We start from the raw sequence: 18,505 nt of genomic DNA, 5'->3' as shown, positions 1-18,505 counted from the left end.
GTGGACTCGCACCGAGGGCGCCCACCGTGTCATGGGAGGATCGCGGCATGCTGCGGTGGTTGACGGCGGGTGAGTCGCACGGTCCGGCGCTGGTCGGGGTCCTCGAAGGGATGCCCGCCGGCGTGGCGGTCACGACGACCGACGTCCAGGAGGCGCTCGCTCGTCGGAGGCTCGGCTACGGCCGCGGTGCGCGGATGAAGTTCGAGCAGGACGAGGTGCGCCTGCTGGGCGGCGTGCGCCACGGCCTGACGCAGGGCGGGCCGGTCGCGATCGAGGTCGCGAACACCGAGTGGCCCAAGTGGGTCGAGGTCATGGCCTCCGACCCCGTGGCGGACGCATCCGTGCTGCAGCGAGCCCGCAACGCGCCGCTGACCCGGCCGCGGCCGGGGCACGCCGACCTCGTCGGGATGCGCAAGTACGGGTTCGACGACGCCCGACCCGTCCTCGAGCGCGCCTCGGCGCGCGAGACCGCGACGCGGGTCGCGCTCGGCACGGTCGCGGCGCGGCTCCTCGAGCAGGCGGCCGGGATCCGGCTGGTGTCGCACGTCGTCTCGATCGGACCGGTCGCCGTCCCCGACGACGCGGAGCTGCCGTCGCCCGACGACGTCGCGGCGCTGGACGCCGACCCCGTGCGGTGCTTCGACGCCGACGCCTCCGCGGCGATGGTCGCGGAGATCGACGAGTGCCACAAGGACGGCGACACCCTCGGCGGGGTCGTGGAGGTCCTGGCCTACGGCGTGCCGTCCGGGCTCGGCTCGTACGTGCACGCCGACCGTCGGCTGGACGCCCGCCTGGCCGCTGCTCTGATGGGCGTGCAGGCGATCAAGGGCGTCGAGGTGGGCGACGGGTTCCGTACGGCCGCCCGCCGTGGTTCGCAGGCGCACGACGAGATCGACCGGGTCGACGGCCGCGTGCGGCGGCGGTCCAACCGCGCCGGCGGTCTCGAGGGCGGGATGACGAACGGCGAGATCCTCCGCGTGCGCGCGGCGATGAAGCCGATCTCCACCGTGCCGCGTGCGCTCGCGACGATCGACACCAGCACCGGAGACGCCGCCAAGGCGCAGCACCAGCGGTCCGACGTGTGCGCCGTGCCCCCCGCCGCAGTCGTCGCCGAGGCGATGGTGGCCCTGGTCCTGGCCGACGCGCTGCTCGAGAAGACCGGCGGAGACTCCGTCGCGGAGGTCCGGCGCAACCTCGAGGCCTACCTGGACGCCGTGCCCGAGCTGCTGCGGTAGCACGGAGACGCACGAGAGGCCGGTCCCCGACGGGACCGGCCTCTCGTGCGTCGGGTGGCGGTGCCTACTTCGCGACGACCTTGACGACCGTCGAGGCCGGCGAGGCGCCGACGTTGCTGAGGGCCGTGACCTTGAACGAGTACGTCTTGCCCCTCTTGGTTGGCTTGAGCACGGTGCTCGTCGACGTCGCCGCGACCTTGGGCATCGTGTACCACGTGCTGCCGTTGAGCGAGTACTTGACCTGGTAGGACGCGATGGTCGACCCGTTGGCGACGGACTTGGTCCAGCGGAGCGTGATCTTGCCCGCGGTCGCCGTGGCCTTGACTGCCGTCGGCGCCGACGGGCGGCCCGCGGGCTTGAAGGTCACGGGAGCGGTGAAGGCGCCCGTGCCGACCTGGGAGCGCGCGGCGACCCGCACCTGGTAGGCCACCCCGTTCGTCAGGCCGCCAAGGTTCGTCGTCAGCGTCGAAGCGGACGTCGACGCGGCAGCCGACCAGCCGCTCCATGCCTTCGTCTTCGGGTCCTGGACCCGGCGCTCGACCGTGTAGCCCGTGATCGCCGAGCCCCCGTTGGCGGAAGGCGCCGTCCACGTGACCGCGGCGGACCGGTCGCCACGGACCACCTTGACGCTCTTCGGGGCCGAGGGGAGCCCGAGCGTGACCGCGCTGAGCGTCGCGGCCGGACCCTCGCCGACGGCGTTGAGCGGTGCCACGCTCACCGTGTAGCTCGACTTGCTCGTGAGGCCCGTGAGCGTCGCCGTGGTCGCGGTGCTGGTGCGGTTCGCCGGGACCTCGACCCAGGCGCCCGCACCCTTCCGGTACGCGACGGCGTACCCCGTGATCGGCGAGCCGCCCGTGGCCGACGAGCTCGGCGCGCGCCAGCTGACCTTCAGCGAGTCGACGGTGGGCGACGCCGTCAGCGCCGTGACCGCGGCCGTGGGTGCCCCCGGCGTGCTCACGGACTTCGAGGTCGACCAGGCGCTGCTGCCCTCCGCGTTGTACGCCTGCAGCTGGAACTCGTAGGTCGTGCTCACGTCGAGACCTGTCAGCGTCCGCGACACGGCCCCCGACTCGATCTCGAGGACGGTCCACTCGCTCGTCGCCCCCGTGCCGTTGGACGCCCGGTACGCGAGCCGGTAGGCGGGCGCGTCCGCCGAGCCCCGAGCGGCGCCCGTCGGCGTGGTCCACGTCGCGGTCACCTCCGTGCCCGTCGCGGTGACCTTCGAGAGGGACACGGTCGCCGGCGGGTTGACCACGCTGAACGCCGAGACCGACGACCGGCCGAGCTTGACGCGCGTGGAGCTCGTCGAAGCCTTCTCGGGCACCGCGGTGACCTGCCAGTAGTAGGTCGTGCCGTAGGCGAGGGTCGTCGGGATCGCGTACGACGTCGCCATCGTCTCGGCCGCGGCGGCCGAGTCGAGGGACCCCGCCGCAGCGCTGTACTGGACCAGGTAGCGGGACGCGCCCGGCACCGGCTCCCAGTCGAGGACGCGGTCGTCGCTGGTCAGCACCGTGCCGGTGGGCGTCGTGAGCGCGGGGACGGGCGCCGCGACCGAGAACGCGCCGGTCGTCGCCTCGAGCGAGGTGTACCCGCTGTCGTCGTAGGAGAAGACCAGCCACTCGTAGGCGCCGTCGTCGAGGTCGCGGACGGTGGCGGCCGCCTGGGTCACCTGCGTGGTGGTGGTCGGCCACGCCGCCCCGACCGGACGGACCTTGACGCCGTACTTCGCGGCAGCTGTCGTCCCCGTCCACGTGAGCGTCGCGGTCGTGCCGTCGACGGTCTGGTCCAGGTGGGTCGGCCGGGGACCGGCGACCTCGAAGCCGACGTTCTCGGTGTAGTTGCCGGCGTTGCCCAGCGCGTCGAGCGCGGCGACCTTGAAGTAGTAGGTGCCCGGCGCGAGCGGCTTCTGCTGCGCGTCCGGCGTCTTGGCGACGTACCACGGGTACTCGACCTTGACCGTGCCCTTGGAGTTAAGGGAGGAGTCGAGGATCGTCACCGCGTACCCGCGGCTGCCGCCGTCGGCCGGCGCGGACAGGGCCTGCGGCCGCCACGCGAACACGATCGAGCCGTCCGGTGCCGTCGTCACGCGGTCGACCCCCACGAAGTCGACCGGCGTGCTGCTCTTCTGCCAGAAGTGCTTCTCGCTGAAGACGGACCCGACGACGAGCGTGATCTGCGTGAACGCCTCGTTCATGCTGATGCCGCGCACCCGCCAGCAGTACGCGCCCGACGTCTCGTCGTCGAACACGCCGTTCACGAGGAGGCGGGTCTGCATCGTGTACTGCGTGCTCACGTGCGCCGTGCAGTCCTGGTCGGAGTACACCGCGACCTCGTACGCGTTCGCGCCGAGGACGGGTGCCCACTCCATGACGGGGGCGGGCTTGCCGACGGCGCTCGTGCTCTGCGTCGTCCAGCTCGCCTCGTTCACGACCGTCGTCGTCGTGGTCGGCTCGCTCGTCGGCAGGACCCGGAAGTAGCGCTTGCGGCTGAGGTCGCCGTCGTCCACGTCCGACCACTGCGACTCCTGCGAACCGGCAGGCGTCGTCGCCTGGATCGCCGTGGTCGCGCTGCCGGAGTAGTCGATCGCGCGGACCTTCCACTCGTAGAGACCGCCCGCGTCCATGCGCTGGTTCCTCGAGCCGTTCCACAGGCACACCTGGTCGCCCTCGAGCATCGAGCCCGTGTTCGCGCCCTCGTCGACGCGCGCCACGACGGTCGCCGAGGTGGACGCCGTCCGGCACGTCAGCGCCTTGCGCGTGTCGGCAGGAGCGTCCGGGTCACCGGCACGCTCGTTGATCGGCGTCGCGACCACCTCGTAGAGGGTGGCGCGGGCCACCGGGTCCCACGTGAGCATGATCCGGTCCAGCGGCACGGCGGTCGCCTGAGCGATGTCGGTGCTGCCGAACGTGGGGAAGGGATAGGTCTTCGCGAAGCCGCTGGCCGACGTGGTCGACGCGCTCTGCGCGCCCCACGCCTTGCGGAACTCGGCCGCCGTGGACCGCTGGCCGGGCTTCCCCGCGGGGTCGTAGGCGGTGACCTGCCAGAAGTAGTTGCCGTCGACGAGCTGCTTCAGCGGCACGTAGCTCGTGCTCGTGGTCTGGCCCGTGTCGATCAGCGTCGTGACCGCGCCCGTCGCGTTGTCGACGGACTGCCCGATCTCGATCTTGTAGGTCGCCGCGCCGGGCACGGTGGTCCAGGTGAACTTCAGGTCGCTCTGGACCATGTCCGTACCCACGGGCGCCAGCAGGCTCGGGGCCGACGCGGCCGCCGTCCAGCGGACCGAGAACGTCCCGGCCTCGGCCTGCGCGGGCCCGGTCACGGGGTAGGTGGTGGACGTCGCGCTCGAGGGGTTGGCGAAGACCGCCTGGACCTTCCAGTACCACTGCACGGGTGCCGCGGCGGACGTCCGCGCGAGGGGCGCCGTCGGGGTGTGGGCCGTCCCGGTGACCCCCGCGACGGTCGTGGTCACCCCAGCTGCCCAGTCCGGGCTGGAGGAGTAGGTGAGCGTGTAGGAGACCGCTCCCTCGACCGGCGACCAGCGGAACGACACCGGTGCGGGGTAGTCGACCACCGCGCCCGGCGAGGGGGACAGCAGCGTCGGGGTGCGAGCCGCCTCGACGTCGACGAGCGCGGGCTCGGAGAAGTCACCGCGGGAGGCGGCGGTGGTGCCCGACGAGTGCGCGGCGACGCGCCAGTAGAGGGTGCGTCCGTCGGTCGAGCCCAGCATGCGCTCGGGGATCCACGTGCGGGCCGTCGTCGTCCGCGTCGCGACGATGTTGGACGTCGCGAACTGGTCGTCGGTGGCCACCTCGATCGTGTAGCCGGTCGCGCCGTCCACCCCGTCCCACGTGTACTGCGTGTCGTCGTTCACCACGCGCGTCGCGAGGTTCACGGGTGCAGCCAGCAGGACGGTGGTCGCCGCCGTGGCCGGGGCGATGACGGCAGCCGAGCCCCCCACCACGACGAGTGCTGCTGTCACCAGGGCAGCGGCCGTTCTGCGCAGGATCACGATGCCTCCAGGCATGGTCGTCACACGGATCGACGCCATATCGGCACGAGTCGGTCCTGGGGTGAGCCGATTGCCCCGGTCAGTCCGCGATTCACTCGTCTGCCCGTCGGTTCGCGACGGCGAGGACTGCGAGCCTCGCGCGGTCCCGCGGGCAGAACGGGTCAGCGGCCAGCCCGGTCCTGCCGGGGTGACGTCCGGGAGGACGCGGCCACCTGGTCGTCGAACCACCGGACGAGCCCGGCGCCGGGGTCACCGGCGCGGCGCCGGAAGGCGCGACGACGCAGCGACCGCGGGCGCAGCTCGATCCAGCTGGTCCTGCTCAGCCCCGGGATGCCGTCGGGGACGCGGACGTGGTCGCGCCGGCGGTCGCGGTCCTGCGACGTGAACCGCGCCACGACGACCTTGCGTCCGTCCCGCCCGAGGACGAGCACGGGCCGGTCCTTCGCCGCGCGGCCGTCCTTGAACGGCACCATCGCGAACCAGATCTCGCCCCGGCGAGGGCGCGGGCCACCGAGGAGCCGCGCCGCGACCAGCACGAGGGTCAGGACGCCGGCCGCGACGACGAGCGCGGGGACGGGCACGAACGACGTGAGCTGCTCCACGGCGGGAGCGTAGTGGGCGGGAGCGTCGGGGCGGGAGCGTCGGGGCAGGTGCACGACGGCCCCGTGCACCGCGCCTGAACCGTGCCGTCGTGCCCGCGCGCGCTGGACTACGCTCCCCGCGTGCCCTTCTCCGACATCCCCGGCCCCCGGATCGTGCTCGTCGGACCGCCCGGCTCGGGCAAGTCCACGGTGGGTGCGGCTCTCGCAGAGCGCTGGCAGCTGCGGCTGCGGGACACCGACAGCGACGTCGAGGCCACGGCGGGCAAGCCGATCAGCGAGATCTTCGTCGACGACGGCGAGCCGGCGTTCCGCGCGCTCGAGCGGGCAGCGGTCGCGCGGGCGGTCGACGAGCACGACGGCGTGCTGGCGCTCGGCGGCGGTGCGGTGCTCGACGAGGGCACGCAGGCGGTGCTGGCGCGCTACGCGGAGGGCGGCGGTGCCGTCGTGTTCCTGGACGTCACGCTCGCGCACGCGGCGCCGCGGGTGGGTCTGAACCAGTCGCGGCCGCTGCTGCTGGGCAACCCGCGCGCGCAGTGGCAGGCCCTCATGGAGGCGCGACGCCCGGTCTACGAGGCGGTCGCGACGGTCCGGGTGCTCACGGACGGGCTGCGGCCGGCCGACGTGGCGGAGTCGATCGAGAACGAGCTCGCGGAGGTGCGCCGGGCGCGCGCCACGGGCCGGGAGGAGCAGTCATGACCGATCACCTGGACCAGCAGCCGAACGAGTCCCGCAGGGTGACCGTCAGCGGGGAGCGCCCGTACGACGTGGTGATCGGCCGGCACCTGCTGGGCGAGCTGCCCGGTCTCCTCGGCACCAACGTGCGCCGCGTGCTCGTCGTGCACCCCGCGGCCCTGGCGACCACCGCGGACACGATCCTCGAGGACCTGCGCGCGGCGGGCTACGACGCGTTCGGCGCCGAGGTGCCGGACGCCGAGGAGGCCAAGACGGCGCAGGTCGCCGCGTTCTGCTGGGGCGTGCTGGGCCAGGCGGACTTCACGCGCACGGACGCGGTCGTCGCGGTCGGCGGCGGCGCGACCACGGACCTGGGCGGGTTCGTCGCGGCGACCTGGCTGCGCGGCATCCAGGTGGTCCAGGTCCCGACGACCGTGCTCGCGATGGTCGACGCGGCCGTGGGCGGCAAGACCGGCATCAACACGGCCGAGGGCAAGAACCTCGTCGGCGCGTTCCACCCGCCGGCGGGCGTGCTGTGCGACCTGGCCTCGCTCGAGTCCATGGCGCCGTTCGACTTCGTCGCCGGCCTCGCGGAGATCGTCAAGGCCGGCTTCATCGCGGACCCGCGGATCCTCGAGCTGGTCGAGGCGAACGTCGACCTGCTCAAGGACCCGGCGGCGGCCGCGCGCTCCGACGTGCTGCTCGAGCTCGTCGAGCGTGCGGTGGTCGTCAAGGCGAAGGTCGTGGGGGAGGACCTCAAGGAGGCCGGCCTGCGCGAGATCCTCAACTACGGCCACACCTTCGGTCACGCGATCGAGCACGTCGAGCGCTACCAGTGGCGGCACGGCGCCGCGGTGTCCGTCGGCATGGTCTTCGCGGCCGAGCTCGCGCGCCTGGCGGGACGCCTGTCCGACGAGGTCGTCGCGCGGCACCGCTCGATCCTCACCTCCCTGGGCCTGCCGACGACGTACCGGGGCGACCGATGGGAGCGGCTGCTGACCGCGATGCGCCGGGACAAGAAGACCCGCGGCGACGTGCTGCGCTTCGTGGTGCTCGAGGACGTCGGCCGCACGGCGCGGCTCGAGGGCCCGGACCCGACGCTGCTCGTCGCGGCCTATGCCGAGGTCGCGGAGGGCGCCACGGCCTCGTCGGCCGTCGCGCTGTAGCCGCGCCGTCCCGGGTACGACGAGACGGCGCTCACGGTGCCGGGGCCGCGGCCGCGTCGTCCCCTACGCTGACGCCCATGACGCGTGCGCTGGTGCTCAACGGCCCCAACCTGTCCCGGCTCGGCACGCGTGAGCCGGAGGTCTACGGCTCCGAGACGTTCGCGGACCTCGCCGCGGCCGTGCAGGGCTGGGCGGCCGAGCTGGGCCTCGAGGTCGACGTCCGCCAGACCGACCACGAGGGCGAGCTCGTCGGCTGGCTGCACGAGGCCGTCGACACCCGCTGCGACGTGGTGCTCAACCCCGCGGCGTTCACGCACTACTCCTACGCGCTGCGGGACGCGGCGGCGCAGGTGACCGGTGCCGGGCTGCGCCTGGTCGAGGTGCACCTGACCAACCCGTACGCGCGCGAGACGTTCCGGCACCACTCGGTGGTCGGTCCCGTGGCGACGGGCACCGTCGCCGGCTTCGGCCTGACCAGCTACCGACTGGCTCTCTCCTCCCTGACCTGACCTGACCTGACCTGACCTGACCTGACCTGACCTGACCTGACCCCAGCGTCGCAGCCGCCCCATCCAGCCAGAGAGTCCGGTCACGATTCGTCGCCAGATCCTCGGAGACGAGGAGCGTCCTTGTGCAGGGCCGGGACGGCCGGCCAGCGGCAGCCAGGCATGCGGCGCGGGTGTGGTGGAGGACGGGTGGGTTCCCCGGGCGGCGGTCGCCGGGGTGCTCACCGTGCGGCAGGCGCACGACGAGGGCGTCACCCGCTCCCAGGCGCGCATGCTGTGTCCACAAGTTCTAGGGCTTGTCCTCGACCGAACAAGGTTGGACACTGGTCCCATGTTCATCCTGACCATCGACCAGCGGGGCAGCCGCCGCGACACCGACCGCGTCCCGGAGCTCCTGCGCGTCACCCAGAGTGAATGGCCAGGAATCATCGCCAGCTCCTCTGGATCGTCGCGCGACGGGGTGGTGCTGGGGTTCGAGCGGACCGTGGGGGACGAGGTGCAGGGCGTCCTCGACGACGCCGGGCTCGTCGTGGACGTCGCGCTGACGGTGCTGCGGTGGGGCGGCTGGAGCGTGGGGATCGGGTGCGGGCCGGTCGACGAGCCGCTGCCGGAGAGCTCGCGGGCCGCGTCGGGGCCGGGCTTCGTGCTCGCGCGGGACGCCGTCGAGGCCGCCAAGAGCCGGCAGCGCGTCGTGCCGCTGGCCGTGCGCGGCGCGCACCACGACGCCGGCCTCGACGCCGAGGCGGTGCTCACCCTCGCGGCAGCGACGGCGGCGCGACGGTCGGCGGCCGGCTGGGCGGCGATCGACGCGATCGAGCAGGCCGGGCCCGACGCGCGCCAGGAGGACGTCGCGGCGCAGATGGGGGTCTCGCAGCAGGCGATCAGCCAACGACTGCGCACGGCGCTCTGGCAGGAGGAGCTCGCCGCCCGCCGTGCGGCGGCGTGGCTCCTGGGGCTCGCGGCGGGCTGAGCCGGAGGTCCGACGAGCGCGGCGCCGGTCCCGCGCGGACACGTGCGCGCGCCCGGCGGATGTGCTTGGGTCGCGTGCGGCGGGTGTGCCGCCGCGGCGGGAGGTGACCGGGTGGACGACGTCCTGGACGTGCTCGTGGTGGTGCTGGCGCTGGCGGTCTCGGCGGGCCTCGGCTGGCTCGTGGTCGCCGGGGTCCTGCGTCTGGCCTCCCGGTCCGGCGACGCCGGGACGACGAGCACCGCCGCCCCTCCCGCGCTCGACCCGAGCGCGACCAGCCCGAGCGCCGCCGGCGCTGCGTCTCCGGCGCCGACGTCGGCGGGGAAGCCGTCGGTCGCGGCCGGCGCTGCGGGCCCGACGGCCACGACGGCCGTGCCGACAGCGCCCGCAGCGCCCGCGGGCGCCGGCGACCCGCAGTCCGCGGACCCCGCCCCGCCGGTGCTCAGCGTCGCCGGCTCGTCGGACGGGCCCGACGGCCCGCGCGCGAAGGCCGTGCTGCGCGGCGGGACCTGGATCGGGATCCTCGAACGGCTCGCGGTCACGGGGTGCGTGCTGCTCGGGCAGGTGGAGGGCGTCGCGATCGTGGTCGCGGTCAAGGGGCTGGGTCGCTACCCGGAGCTGCGCGAGAACCCGGGCGTCTCGGAGCGGTTCGTGATCGGGACGCTCGCGTCGCTCGTGTGGGCCGTCGCGATCGGCGTGGTCGGGCGCCTGCTGATCACCTGAGCCGCCGCGCGGCTCGGGGAGACGCGACGAGGCCCGCGAGGCCCAGCGAGGCTCGCGCGCTAGGATGGTCGACGGCCTGCGGCCGGACTGACGCACGCGAGCCGGGAGCTGTCGACGTGTCGTCGTCGCGAGCGGTTCCTGGCGGGTGTCGTCCGGCCCGCCCCGGAACCCCATCCTCGACAGGAAGCGACGAATCGTGGCGACCACCAACGACCTGAAGAACGGCACCGTGCTGCGCATCGACGGCCAGCTGTGGACCGTCATCGAGTTCCAGCACGTCAAGCCGGGCAAGGGCGGCGCGTTCGTGCGCACCAAGCTCAAGAACGTGCTGAGCGGCAAGGTCGTCGACAAGACGTTCAACGCCGGCATCAAGGTGGAGACGGCGAACGTCGACAAGCGCGAGATGCAGTACCTGTACAAGGACGGCGACGACTTCGTGTTCATGGACACGGACACGTACGACCAGATCAACGTCCCCGCCGCCACGGTCGGCGACGCGGCGAACTTCATGCTCGAGTCGCAGAACGCGCTCGTCGCGACCAACGACGGTGTCCCGCTGTACGTCGAGCTGCCCCCGTCGGTGGTGCTGATGGTCACCTACACCGAGCCGGGTCTGCAGGGCGACCGCTCGAGCGCCGGAACCAAGCCCGCGACGCTCGAGACGGGCTACGAGATCCAGGTCCCGCTGTTCCTCGAGGCGGACACCAAGGTCAAGGTCGACACGCGCGACGGCTCCTACCTGGGCCGCGTGAACGACTGACGTGGGTGCTCGCTCCAAGGCCCGCAAGCGGGCGCTCGACGTCCTGTTCGAGGCCGACCAGCGCGGCCTGGAGCCGGTGACGCTGCTCGCGCAGCGCATCGCCGAGCCCGGCACCGAGGCGGCGCTCCCGCAGTACGCCGTCGACCTCGTCGAGGGCGTGGTGGCGCAGCGTGCGCGGATCGACGAGATCCTCGCGTCGCACTCGCACGGCTGGACCATCGACCGGATGCCCGCGGTCGACCGCGCGATCCTGCGGCTCGGCACCTGGGAGATCCTGTTCAACGACGACGTGCCCGACGCGGTGGCCGTCTCGGAGGCCGTGGATCTCGCGAAGGCGCTGTCCACCGACGAGTCGCCCGGGTTCGTCAACGGCCTGCTGGGCCGCGTCGTCGAGCTCAAGCCGATGCTGCTCGCCTGACCCGGCCCGCCCCGACGGCCTGCGTCCACCGTGCGGTGGACGCAGGCCGTCGTCGTCGAACCGTGACCTGACCAGGCCGAACGTGACCCGACCGAGACCTCGTCGACGCCCGGACCGGCCGCCGGTCCGGTAGACCTGGCGCAGGCGAAGCGCGAGGGGGAGACGGCATGGCGCGAGGACACGGGCGGTGGTGGGCCGGGGCGGCCGCGGCGGTCGCCCTCGCAGCGGTGATCGGCGGGCTCACCGTGGCGACGGGCTGCGTGTCGGTCGCCTCGGCCTGCGTGGGGCAGACGCTCGAGGTCCGCTCTGCGCAGGAGGCGACACCCGACGACCCCGGGGTCAGCGCGCTGGAGGAGGTCGATCGCGGCGAGGCGGTCGCCCTGGTCGGGTACGGCTTCGCCCAGTGCGACGACACCGGGAGCGCGTTCTGCTCGCGCAACGGGCAGGTGACCGGCCCGCGGGAGATCGCCTTCGTGTGGCGGCAGTCCGGGCGTCCCGACGCCACGGTGGCGGAAGGGCGGATCGAGGACGGCGGGAGCTTCACGGTGAGCGCGGTGGTGCCGGACGACGCGTCCCCCGGGCAGGCGCGACTCCTCGTGATGCGCGACGGCGGCGTCGCCGCGGACGCGGTGGTGCGGGTCGCCGGCTGAGGACCGCCGCCACGCCTGCTCAGGCGTGCTGGGGGAGGCGGTGGGGCTCGTCGTTCTCCGACCGGGGACTGGGCACGACGCGCAGCGGCCGCGTGTCCTCCCACTGGGAGCCGGGGCGCGGACCTCGCACCGGGATGGTGGGCATCGCGCGGCCCAGGAGGTTGCCCTGGACCCGTCGGACGCCCAGGTCGACGAGCGCGGCGAGGTCGTTCGCGCGCTCCACGCCCTCCGCCACGACGTCGAGCCCGTGCGCCGACGCGAGCTCCACGATCGCGCGGATCACCGACGCCCCCCGCTCGGTGCCGACCTCGCGGACGAACGAGCGGTCGATCTTGAGCACGTCCACGGGCAGCCGCGCCAGGCGGGCGAGCGAGGAGTACCCCGTGCCGAAGTCGTCCACGGCGATCCGGGCGCCACGGGCGCGCAGCTCGGACAGCACGGGGATGGCCGACGACGTCTGGACCAGCGCGCTCTCGGTGATCTCGAGGGTCAGGTGCTCCCAGTAGCTGCTGCCCCAGGCGGTCTCGATCTGCTCGAGCGCGTCCGGCTCGGCGAGCTGGCGCGCGGCGACGTTGACGGCGACCGGCATCTGGAACCGGTCGAGGGCGCGCCGGGCCTGGTTCAGGACCGACAGGCTGATCGGGGCGATCAGGCCGGTCTCCTCGGCGAGGTCGAGCCACTCCACGGGCAGGATCAGCTGGCCGTGGTGGTCCCACCGCGCGAGGGCCTCGACCTGCAGGACCTCGAGCGTCCGGGCGTCCACGACCGGCTGGTAGTGGGCCATGAAGAGGCCGTCGGCGACCGCGGCCTCGAGGGCGGAGCGCTGGATCCGGTCGGCCTCGACCGCCCGCCGCAGCGCGCGGTCGAACACCCGGAACCCGGTGCGGGACCGCTTGGCCTCGAGCATCGCCGTGTCGGCGTGCCGGACCAGGGCCTCGACGTCCACGACGTCACCGGGCTGCCAGGTCGCGATGCCCACCGAGAGCCGGGCGGGCCGGCTGCCGACGCTGCGGTCGACGAACCCGTCGCGCACCGCCCGGGCGAGCGAGACGAGCTCGGGCTCCAGCGGCGAGCGGGAGACCACGACGACGAACTCGTCGCCGCCCAGTCGGCCGACGAACGTCTCCTCGCCCGGGGCGACCGTCCGCAGGTAGGCGGCGACCCGGCACAGCACGTCGTCGCCGCCCGCGTGCCCGTGCACGTCGTTGAACCGCTTGAAGCCGTCGAGGTCGCAGTAGACCAGGGAGACGCGCGTGCGCTCGACGTTGGCCCGCTCGAGCTCGTCGTGCAGGTGCCGCTCGACCGCGCGCCGGTTGGGCAGCCCGGTGAGGGCGTCCGTGAACGCGGTGCGCTCGAGGCGCTGGGTGAGGGCGTACCGCTCGGCGGCGCTCGACACGATCTGGGCGAGGTCGACGAGCAGCGTCCGGGCCTGGGCGTCGTGGGTGGCGGTGCTGTACAGCTCGCAGACGAACCGTCCGTGCGCGATCGGTCGCAGCGACGCCTCGAGGGTCTGGTCGTCGAGCACGGTGCGGGCCTCGTCGCGGGCCTTGAGCAGGAGCGCGTCGGCGTCCCGGGAGAACCACGCCGCGTTGCCCAGCCGCGCGATCGCGTCCCGCATGCGGTGCTGGCGTCGCGCGCGCTCCTGCTCCTGGCGGATCCGGACGAGCGCGAGCGCGGCGAGCCCGAACGCGATCGGCACCGCCCACAGCGCCGCGAGCAGCGCGCTGATGTCCCGGTCCGGCATGAAGCCGCTCACGACGAGCATGCACACCGACTCGGCGGCGGCGAGCACCAGGAGCACGCCCCACAGCGTCACGGACCGCCGGCCGACGGTGACCACGACGTACAGCACGACGACGAGCGTCGACAGCAGGAGGGACGAGCCGACGACGAGGTCGGTGCGCGTCTCGCCGAGCCGCAGCTGCAGGGCGAACCAGGCGGCCGCGCCGACGACGAGCGGGGTCGCGGCGCCCACCAGCCACCACCGCACGCGCGGTCCGTGGCCGAAGCAGCGGGTGGCCGGCAGCGCGAGCAGCAGGAACCCGCCGACCAGCTGCGCGTGCGCGAACCCGAGCACCTGCTGGGCGAGACCCGGCTCGAGGAAGCCGGCGATCCCGCCGACCAGCAGCATGGCGCCGATGTCGGCCGACCAGAACAGGGCCCACACCGCGCCGCGGGGCCGCTGGTCCGTGCGCCACCACAGCCACTGCAGCACGAGCAGGCCCGCGACCAGTCCGGCTGCCAGCAGCTGGACGGCGCAGACCCACGTGGGCACGGTCCCGAGCACACGGTCTCATCGACCGACGGGGTGAGGGACCTGACGCGGCATTCGAGTGATGATGTGCGACGCCTGCCCGTCGGAAGTCACCCGCAGAAGACCTGGATTGTCCGAGATGTCGGATTCTAGGCTCGGGTGTCCGCTCCGGCGGGCCGCCTACGCGCCGGGCAGGCCGGTGACGAGGTCGAACGAGGGGGACGTCCATGAGGACAAGGAATCGGCGCGCGGTCGGCGCCGTCGTGGGCGCGGGCATGGTCGCCGCGCTGATCGGTGCGGCGCTGGTGCCCGCGGCTGGTGCCGCGACGCCGAGCACGCCGTCGGCCAAGATCCCGCGCACCGCTCCGGCGCCGCAGCGCGCGGCCGGTGTGCTCTTCGAGCTCGAGGGCTCCGCGAAGGTCTCCGCGGCGTCGGTGGGCCTCGCCGCGGCGCGTGACGTCGTCGGGGTGGACGTGGCGTCCGTGCGGCCCCAGGACGCCACCCAGGCGGGCGTCGTCGAGTTCGAGCAGCCGGTGAGCGCCGCGCGCGCTCAGGAGGCTGCCGACGCCGTCGCCGCGCTGCCGGGCGTCGCGTGGGCGGCACCGAACCTGCTGCTGACCATCGAGTCGAACCCGCCGGTCAACCCGACCGACCCCGACTTCCGCGCCGGGCGCCAGTTCAACATCTGGGACTTCAAGAACAGCCGGCCCTCGCCGACGGGATCGGGCTCGGTCGCCCTGCCCGTGGGTGGCTACAGCACGCACGCGCCGGTGTTCTGGAAGAAGACCAAGGGCAAGGCCTCGACGGTCGTCGCCGTGCTGGACACGGGCCGCACCAACCACCCGCAGCTCGACGCCCACACCGTCGCGGGCTACGACATGATCTCGTCGAAGGCGGTGGCGCGGGACGGCAACGGCCGCGACGTCAACCCGCAGGACCAGGGGGACTGGGGCTACGACCTCTCGGGCGACCTGGTGCCGAGCTCCTGGCACGGCACCCACGTCGCCGGCATCGTCGGCGCGCTGGCGGACGGCAAGACGGTCGTCGGCAACGCGCCCGGTGTCCGCATCCAGCACGTGCGTGTCCTCGGCGCCGGCGGCGGGTCCCTCGCGGACATCGCGGCGGGCATCACCTGGGCGTCCGGTGGGACGGTCTCCGGGGTGCCGAAGAACAAGACGAAGGCGGCCGTCATCAATCTCTCGCTCGGTGGCGCGGGGAGGTGCAGCGAGTTCCCCAACCTGCAGAAGGCGATCAACGGCGCCCGCGCGCGCGGCTCCGTGGTCGTCGTGGCCGCGGGCAACGACAACGAGAACGCGGGGAACTACGTCCCCGCGAGCTGCAACGGCGTCATCACGGTCGCGTCGCTCGACCAGTACGGCCAGCGCGCGTCGTACTCCAACTTCGGTGCCGTCGTGGACATCGCGACGCCCGGCGGCGAGGACCCGTACTACGGGCCGTACCTGCTGGTGAAGTCGACGGTGAACACCGGGCTCAAGACGCCGAAGGCGGCGGGGTACGGCCTCATGATGGGGACCAGCCAGGCGACGCCGGGCGTCGCCGGGGCGGCTGCCCTGCTGGCGTCCACGGGCCTCAAGGGCGTCGCGCTCGAGAAGAAGCTGCTCGCGTCCGTCCGCGGGTTCCCGACGTACTCGTTCTACCCGGGGAACAACTGCACCAAGGCGCTGTGCGGCGAGGGCGTCCTGGACCTCGGGAAGGCCTGAACCACCGCGCGCCGTCCCGCGACGCGGGCCCGTCGCGACGCCGACCAGGCGTCCCGGCGGGCCCGCGTCCGGGTGAACGGGCGTCCTGGAGTCGTCGTTCGTCGGACGTGTCCGTTATCTTCCTAGCGCCGCGCGACGGTTGCTGCGGCCGACTTTCACGACGACAGACGACGACGCAAGGGGACGACGTGACGACACCGACCGGACGGACCGTGCGCCGGGGCGCAGCGCTGACGCTGTGCACCGGCCTGGCGATGGGGCTGATCACCTCCGCGCTGGTGGCACCCGCGCAGGCCGCGGACGACGACGCGGTCGGCATCCAGCCGGTGCCGCAGCCGACCAGCGAGCCCGCGACGCAGCAGCTCGCCGCCGGCGTCATCTACAAGATGCGCGACGGCTACTCGCCGACGGCGTCGGCGAAGGGTCTCTCGGCCGCGGCCGGCGTGGCCTCGGGCGTCGCGATCGGGACGACGACGACGCCGGTCGACGCCGCGGACACCGCGGCCGTCGACTTCGCGGAGCCGGTCTCCGTGGCGACGGCGGCCAAGGCGGCCGCGGCGGTGGCCGCGAACCCGGCGGTCGAGTGGGCGGAGCCGAACTACATCGCGACCACGGCGCAGTCGGGCCCGGTCACGCCGAAGGATCAGTACTTCAAGAAGTACCAGTGGAACGTCTGGGACTACCGCAACGGCTCGGTGAGCAACGTCGCGATCCCCAAGGGCGGCTGGTCCGCGCACGCGCTCAACATGTGGCCCCGCACGCAGGGCGGCGGCGTCGTGGTCGCCGTGGTCGACACCGGCATCACGAAGCACTTCGACCTGAACCCGAACGTCGTGGCGGGCTACGACATGATCTCGTCCGCGGCGTCGGCCCGCGACGGCAACGGCCGGGACGCGAACCCGCTCGACAACGGGGACCTCGCCGGCTACCAGGGCGGCAGCACCTGGCACGGCACCCACGTCGCCGGGATCGTCGCCGCGGCGCGCGGGACCACGGGCATGGCGGGAGTCGCGCCCAACGCCAAGATCCAGCCCGTCCGCGTGCTCGGCAAGGGTGGCGGCACGTTCGGCGACATCGCCGCGGGGATCACCTGGGCCTCGGGCGGCGCCGTGTCCGGGACGTCGAGGAACGCGACGCCCGCCAAGGTCATCAACCTCTCCATCCAGACGCAGGCCGATGTGACCTGCCCGCGGTCGCTGCAGACCGCGATCACGAACGCCCGCAAGCGCGGCGCCGTCGTCATCACCGCCGCGGGCAACTACAACAAGACCGCCACGCTCTCCGCGCCCGGCAACTGCGCCGGCGTCATCAACGTCGGCGCGATCGACCGCAACGGCAAGCGCTCCTCCTACTCGAACAAGGGCTCCGCGGTCGACCTGTCGGCCCCCGGCGGCTCGGGCTCGGGCACGTCGCTGTCGGGCTACGTCTGGTCGACGATCAACGCGGGGACCACGTCGCCCGGTAAGGCGACCTGGGGCGGCATGGCCGGGACCAGCCAGGCGGCGCCCGCCGTCGCCGGCGCGGCGGCGCTCATCGCGTCGCTCGGCGTCAAGGGTGCGGCGCTCGAGCAGGCCGTGCAGAAGATCGTCTCCCCGTTCCCGCGGTACTCGGGCTCGTCGTACAACTGCTCCACGAGCCTGTGCGGGCGCGGCTACCTCGACATCTCGAAGGCGCTCGTCCCGCTGGGCCAGGCCAAGGTCGTCGGCACGCCGGCGGCGGGCAAGGTCGTCAAGGGCACCGTCGCCAAGGGCTTCGTCGGCAAGGTCACCAAGAAGAAGTTCCAGTGGTACCGCAACGGCGTGGCGATCAAGGGTGCGACGTCGCAGTCCTACAAGGTCACGGCCGCGGACCGGGGCAAGTGGCTCAAGGTCCGCGTGACCCCGGTCAGCACCGGCTCGTACTGGGCCAAGGCCACGTACTCCGCCGGCGTGAAGGCCCGGTGACCTCGGTCCCGACCGACGTCCACCCCGCGTGACACCTCCGACGGGCGGTGACCCGGCGCTCGAGCGCCGGGTCACCGCCCGTCTGCGCGCCGCGGGCTGCGTCTTCGCGGAGGAGGAGGCGGCGCTGCTGCTGGCGCACGCCACGGACACCGGGCTCGGCACCGCCGGGCTCGAGGCCCTGGTGGCGCGCCGCTGCGCGGGCGAGCCGCTCGAGCTGGTCGTCGGGTGGGCGGAGCTCGGCGGCGTCCGCGTCGCGGTCGCGCCGCGCGTGTTCGTGCCGCGTCGCCGCTCGCTCGTGCTCGTCGACGCGGCCGACGCGCTGCTCGCGAGCACGCCGCGCGGCCGGGACGGGGACGCGACCGTCGTCCTCGACCTGTGCTGCGGGACGGGCGCGGTCGGGGCGGTCCTGCTCGCGCGGCGCCCGGACCTCGAGGTGCACGCGGCGGACGTGGACCCGGACGCGGTGGCGTGCGCCCGCCGCAACCTGCCCGCGGACCGGGTGCACGAGGGCGACCTCTTCGGCGCGCTCCCGCGCGGTCTGGCGGGCAGGGTCGACCTCGTCGTGGCCAACGCGCCGTACGTGCCGTCCGACGCGATCGCGACGATGCCGCCCGAGGCCCGGGACCACGAGGCGCTCGTCGCGCTCGACGGCGGACCCGACGGGCTCGACCTGCACCGGCGGATCGCCGCGGAGATCGGACCGTGGCTGGCGCCCGGCGGGTCGCTGGTGCTCGAGACGAGCGTGCGCCAGGCGCCGCGCACGGTCGAGATCCTGACGCGCGCGGGCATGGTCTGCCGCACCGACCACGACGACGAGGTGGACGGGACCGCGGTGGTGGCTCACCGCGACGCGCTCGGACCGGCGTGACCGACGAGTGC

The 18,505-nt window shown here is 73.6% G+C and carries 15 protein-coding genes; 12 read left to right on the top strand and 3 right to left on the bottom strand.

Annotated features, from left to right (window positions below; translation table 11 throughout):
• The first annotated feature begins 47 nt into the window (after positions 1 to 47).
• Positions 48 to 1,235: a chorismate synthase gene (aroC, locus tag KIN34_RS12975; RefSeq protein ID WP_214351250.1), complete on the top strand. Its 1,188-nt coding sequence runs from the start codon at positions 48 to 50 to the stop codon at positions 1,233 to 1,235.
• A 64-nt stretch (positions 1,236 to 1,299) separates the two neighbouring features.
• Here the strand turns inward: aroC and KIN34_RS12970 are convergent, their stop codons facing one another.
• Complete coding sequence (locus KIN34_RS12970; RefSeq protein ID WP_214351247.1) at positions 1,300 to 5,244, bottom strand: fibronectin type III domain-containing protein; 3,945 nt, start codon at positions 5,242 to 5,244, stop codon at positions 1,300 to 1,302.
• Between the two features lie 161 nt (positions 5,245 to 5,405).
• The gene (locus KIN34_RS12965) at positions 5,406 to 5,846 is read right to left on the bottom strand and encodes a type II toxin-antitoxin system PemK/MazF family toxin (protein ID WP_307858230.1); all 441 of its coding nucleotides are present in this window, start codon (positions 5,844 to 5,846) and stop codon (positions 5,406 to 5,408) included.
• A gap of 120 nt (positions 5,847 to 5,966) precedes the next feature.
• On the opposite strand from KIN34_RS12965, the gene KIN34_RS12960 reads away from it, so the two are divergent.
• The 8 genes from KIN34_RS12960 to KIN34_RS12925 all read left to right on the top strand — a co-directional run bounded on the left by KIN34_RS12960 (position 5,967) and on the right by KIN34_RS12925 (position 11,708).
• Positions 5,967 to 6,542, top strand: a complete 576-nt coding sequence (locus tag KIN34_RS12960) for a shikimate kinase (protein ID WP_214351244.1) — start codon at positions 5,967 to 5,969, stop codon at positions 6,540 to 6,542.
• Positions 6,539 to 7,684, top strand: coding sequence for a 3-dehydroquinate synthase (gene aroB / locus KIN34_RS12955; RefSeq protein WP_214351240.1), 1,146 nt, complete (start codon positions 6,539 to 6,541; stop codon positions 7,682 to 7,684). The genes KIN34_RS12960 and aroB overlap by 4 nt, the downstream gene beginning before the upstream one ends.
• A gap of 77 nt (positions 7,685 to 7,761) precedes the next feature.
• Positions 7,762 to 8,193 (top strand): type II 3-dehydroquinate dehydratase, encoded by a 432-nt coding sequence (locus tag KIN34_RS12950; RefSeq protein WP_214351237.1) that lies wholly within the window; start codon positions 7,762 to 7,764, stop codon positions 8,191 to 8,193.
• Between the two features lie 328 nt (positions 8,194 to 8,521).
• The gene (locus KIN34_RS12945; protein ID WP_214351235.1) at positions 8,522 to 9,160 is read left to right on the top strand and encodes a hypothetical protein; all 639 of its coding nucleotides are present in this window, start codon (positions 8,522 to 8,524) and stop codon (positions 9,158 to 9,160) included.
• A gap of 111 nt (positions 9,161 to 9,271) precedes the next feature.
• On the top strand, positions 9,272 to 9,880 hold the full coding sequence (locus KIN34_RS12940; RefSeq protein WP_214351233.1) for a hypothetical protein: 609 nt from the start codon (positions 9,272 to 9,274) through the stop codon (positions 9,878 to 9,880).
• Positions 9,881 to 10,076: 196 nt separating this feature from the next.
• Entirely contained in the window at positions 10,077 to 10,640 is a 564-nt protein-coding gene (gene efp, locus KIN34_RS12935) for an elongation factor P (RefSeq protein ID WP_214351231.1), read from the top strand.
• A gap of 1 nt (position 10,641) precedes the next feature.
• A complete protein-coding gene (nusB, locus tag KIN34_RS12930) occupies positions 10,642 to 11,058 on the top strand; it encodes a transcription antitermination factor NusB (protein WP_214351229.1) in 417 nt (138 codons plus the stop codon).
• A 167-nt stretch (positions 11,059 to 11,225) separates the two neighbouring features.
• Complete coding sequence (locus tag KIN34_RS12925; RefSeq protein WP_214351227.1) at positions 11,226 to 11,708, top strand: hypothetical protein; 483 nt, start codon at positions 11,226 to 11,228, stop codon at positions 11,706 to 11,708.
• Positions 11,709 to 11,727: 19 nt separating this feature from the next.
• Here the strand turns inward: KIN34_RS12925 and KIN34_RS12920 are convergent, their stop codons facing one another.
• Positions 11,728 to 13,983 carry a putative bifunctional diguanylate cyclase/phosphodiesterase gene (locus KIN34_RS12920; protein ID WP_307858229.1) on the bottom strand — a complete coding sequence of 752 codons (2,256 nt, stop codon included), beginning with the start codon at positions 13,981 to 13,983 and terminating at the stop codon, positions 11,728 to 11,730.
• Between the two features lie 206 nt (positions 13,984 to 14,189).
• On the opposite strand from KIN34_RS12920, the gene KIN34_RS12915 reads away from it, so the two are divergent.
• From KIN34_RS12915 to KIN34_RS12905, 3 genes are all read left to right on the top strand, one after another.
• Positions 14,190 to 15,683 carry a S8 family serine peptidase gene (locus KIN34_RS12915; protein ID WP_214351222.1) on the top strand — a complete coding sequence of 498 codons (1,494 nt, stop codon included), beginning with the start codon at positions 14,190 to 14,192 and terminating at the stop codon, positions 15,681 to 15,683.
• A 188-nt stretch (positions 15,684 to 15,871) separates the two neighbouring features.
• Complete coding sequence (locus tag KIN34_RS12910) at positions 15,872 to 17,626, top strand: S8 family serine peptidase (protein WP_214351220.1); 1,755 nt, start codon at positions 15,872 to 15,874, stop codon at positions 17,624 to 17,626.
• 28 nt (positions 17,627 to 17,654) lie between these two features.
• A complete protein-coding gene (locus KIN34_RS12905) occupies positions 17,655 to 18,494 on the top strand; it encodes a putative protein N(5)-glutamine methyltransferase (protein WP_307858228.1) in 840 nt (279 codons plus the stop codon).
• The last annotated feature ends 11 nt before the right edge of the window (positions 18,495 to 18,505 follow it).

Origin of the sequence: Cellulomonas fulva (assembly GCF_018531375.1) — a bacterium.
GTDB lineage: Bacteria > Actinomycetota > Actinomycetes > Actinomycetales > Cellulomonadaceae > Cellulomonas > Cellulomonas fulva.
Note: the sequence above shows the minus strand (reverse complement) of the source record. Positions and strands in the feature narration are given on the sequence as shown.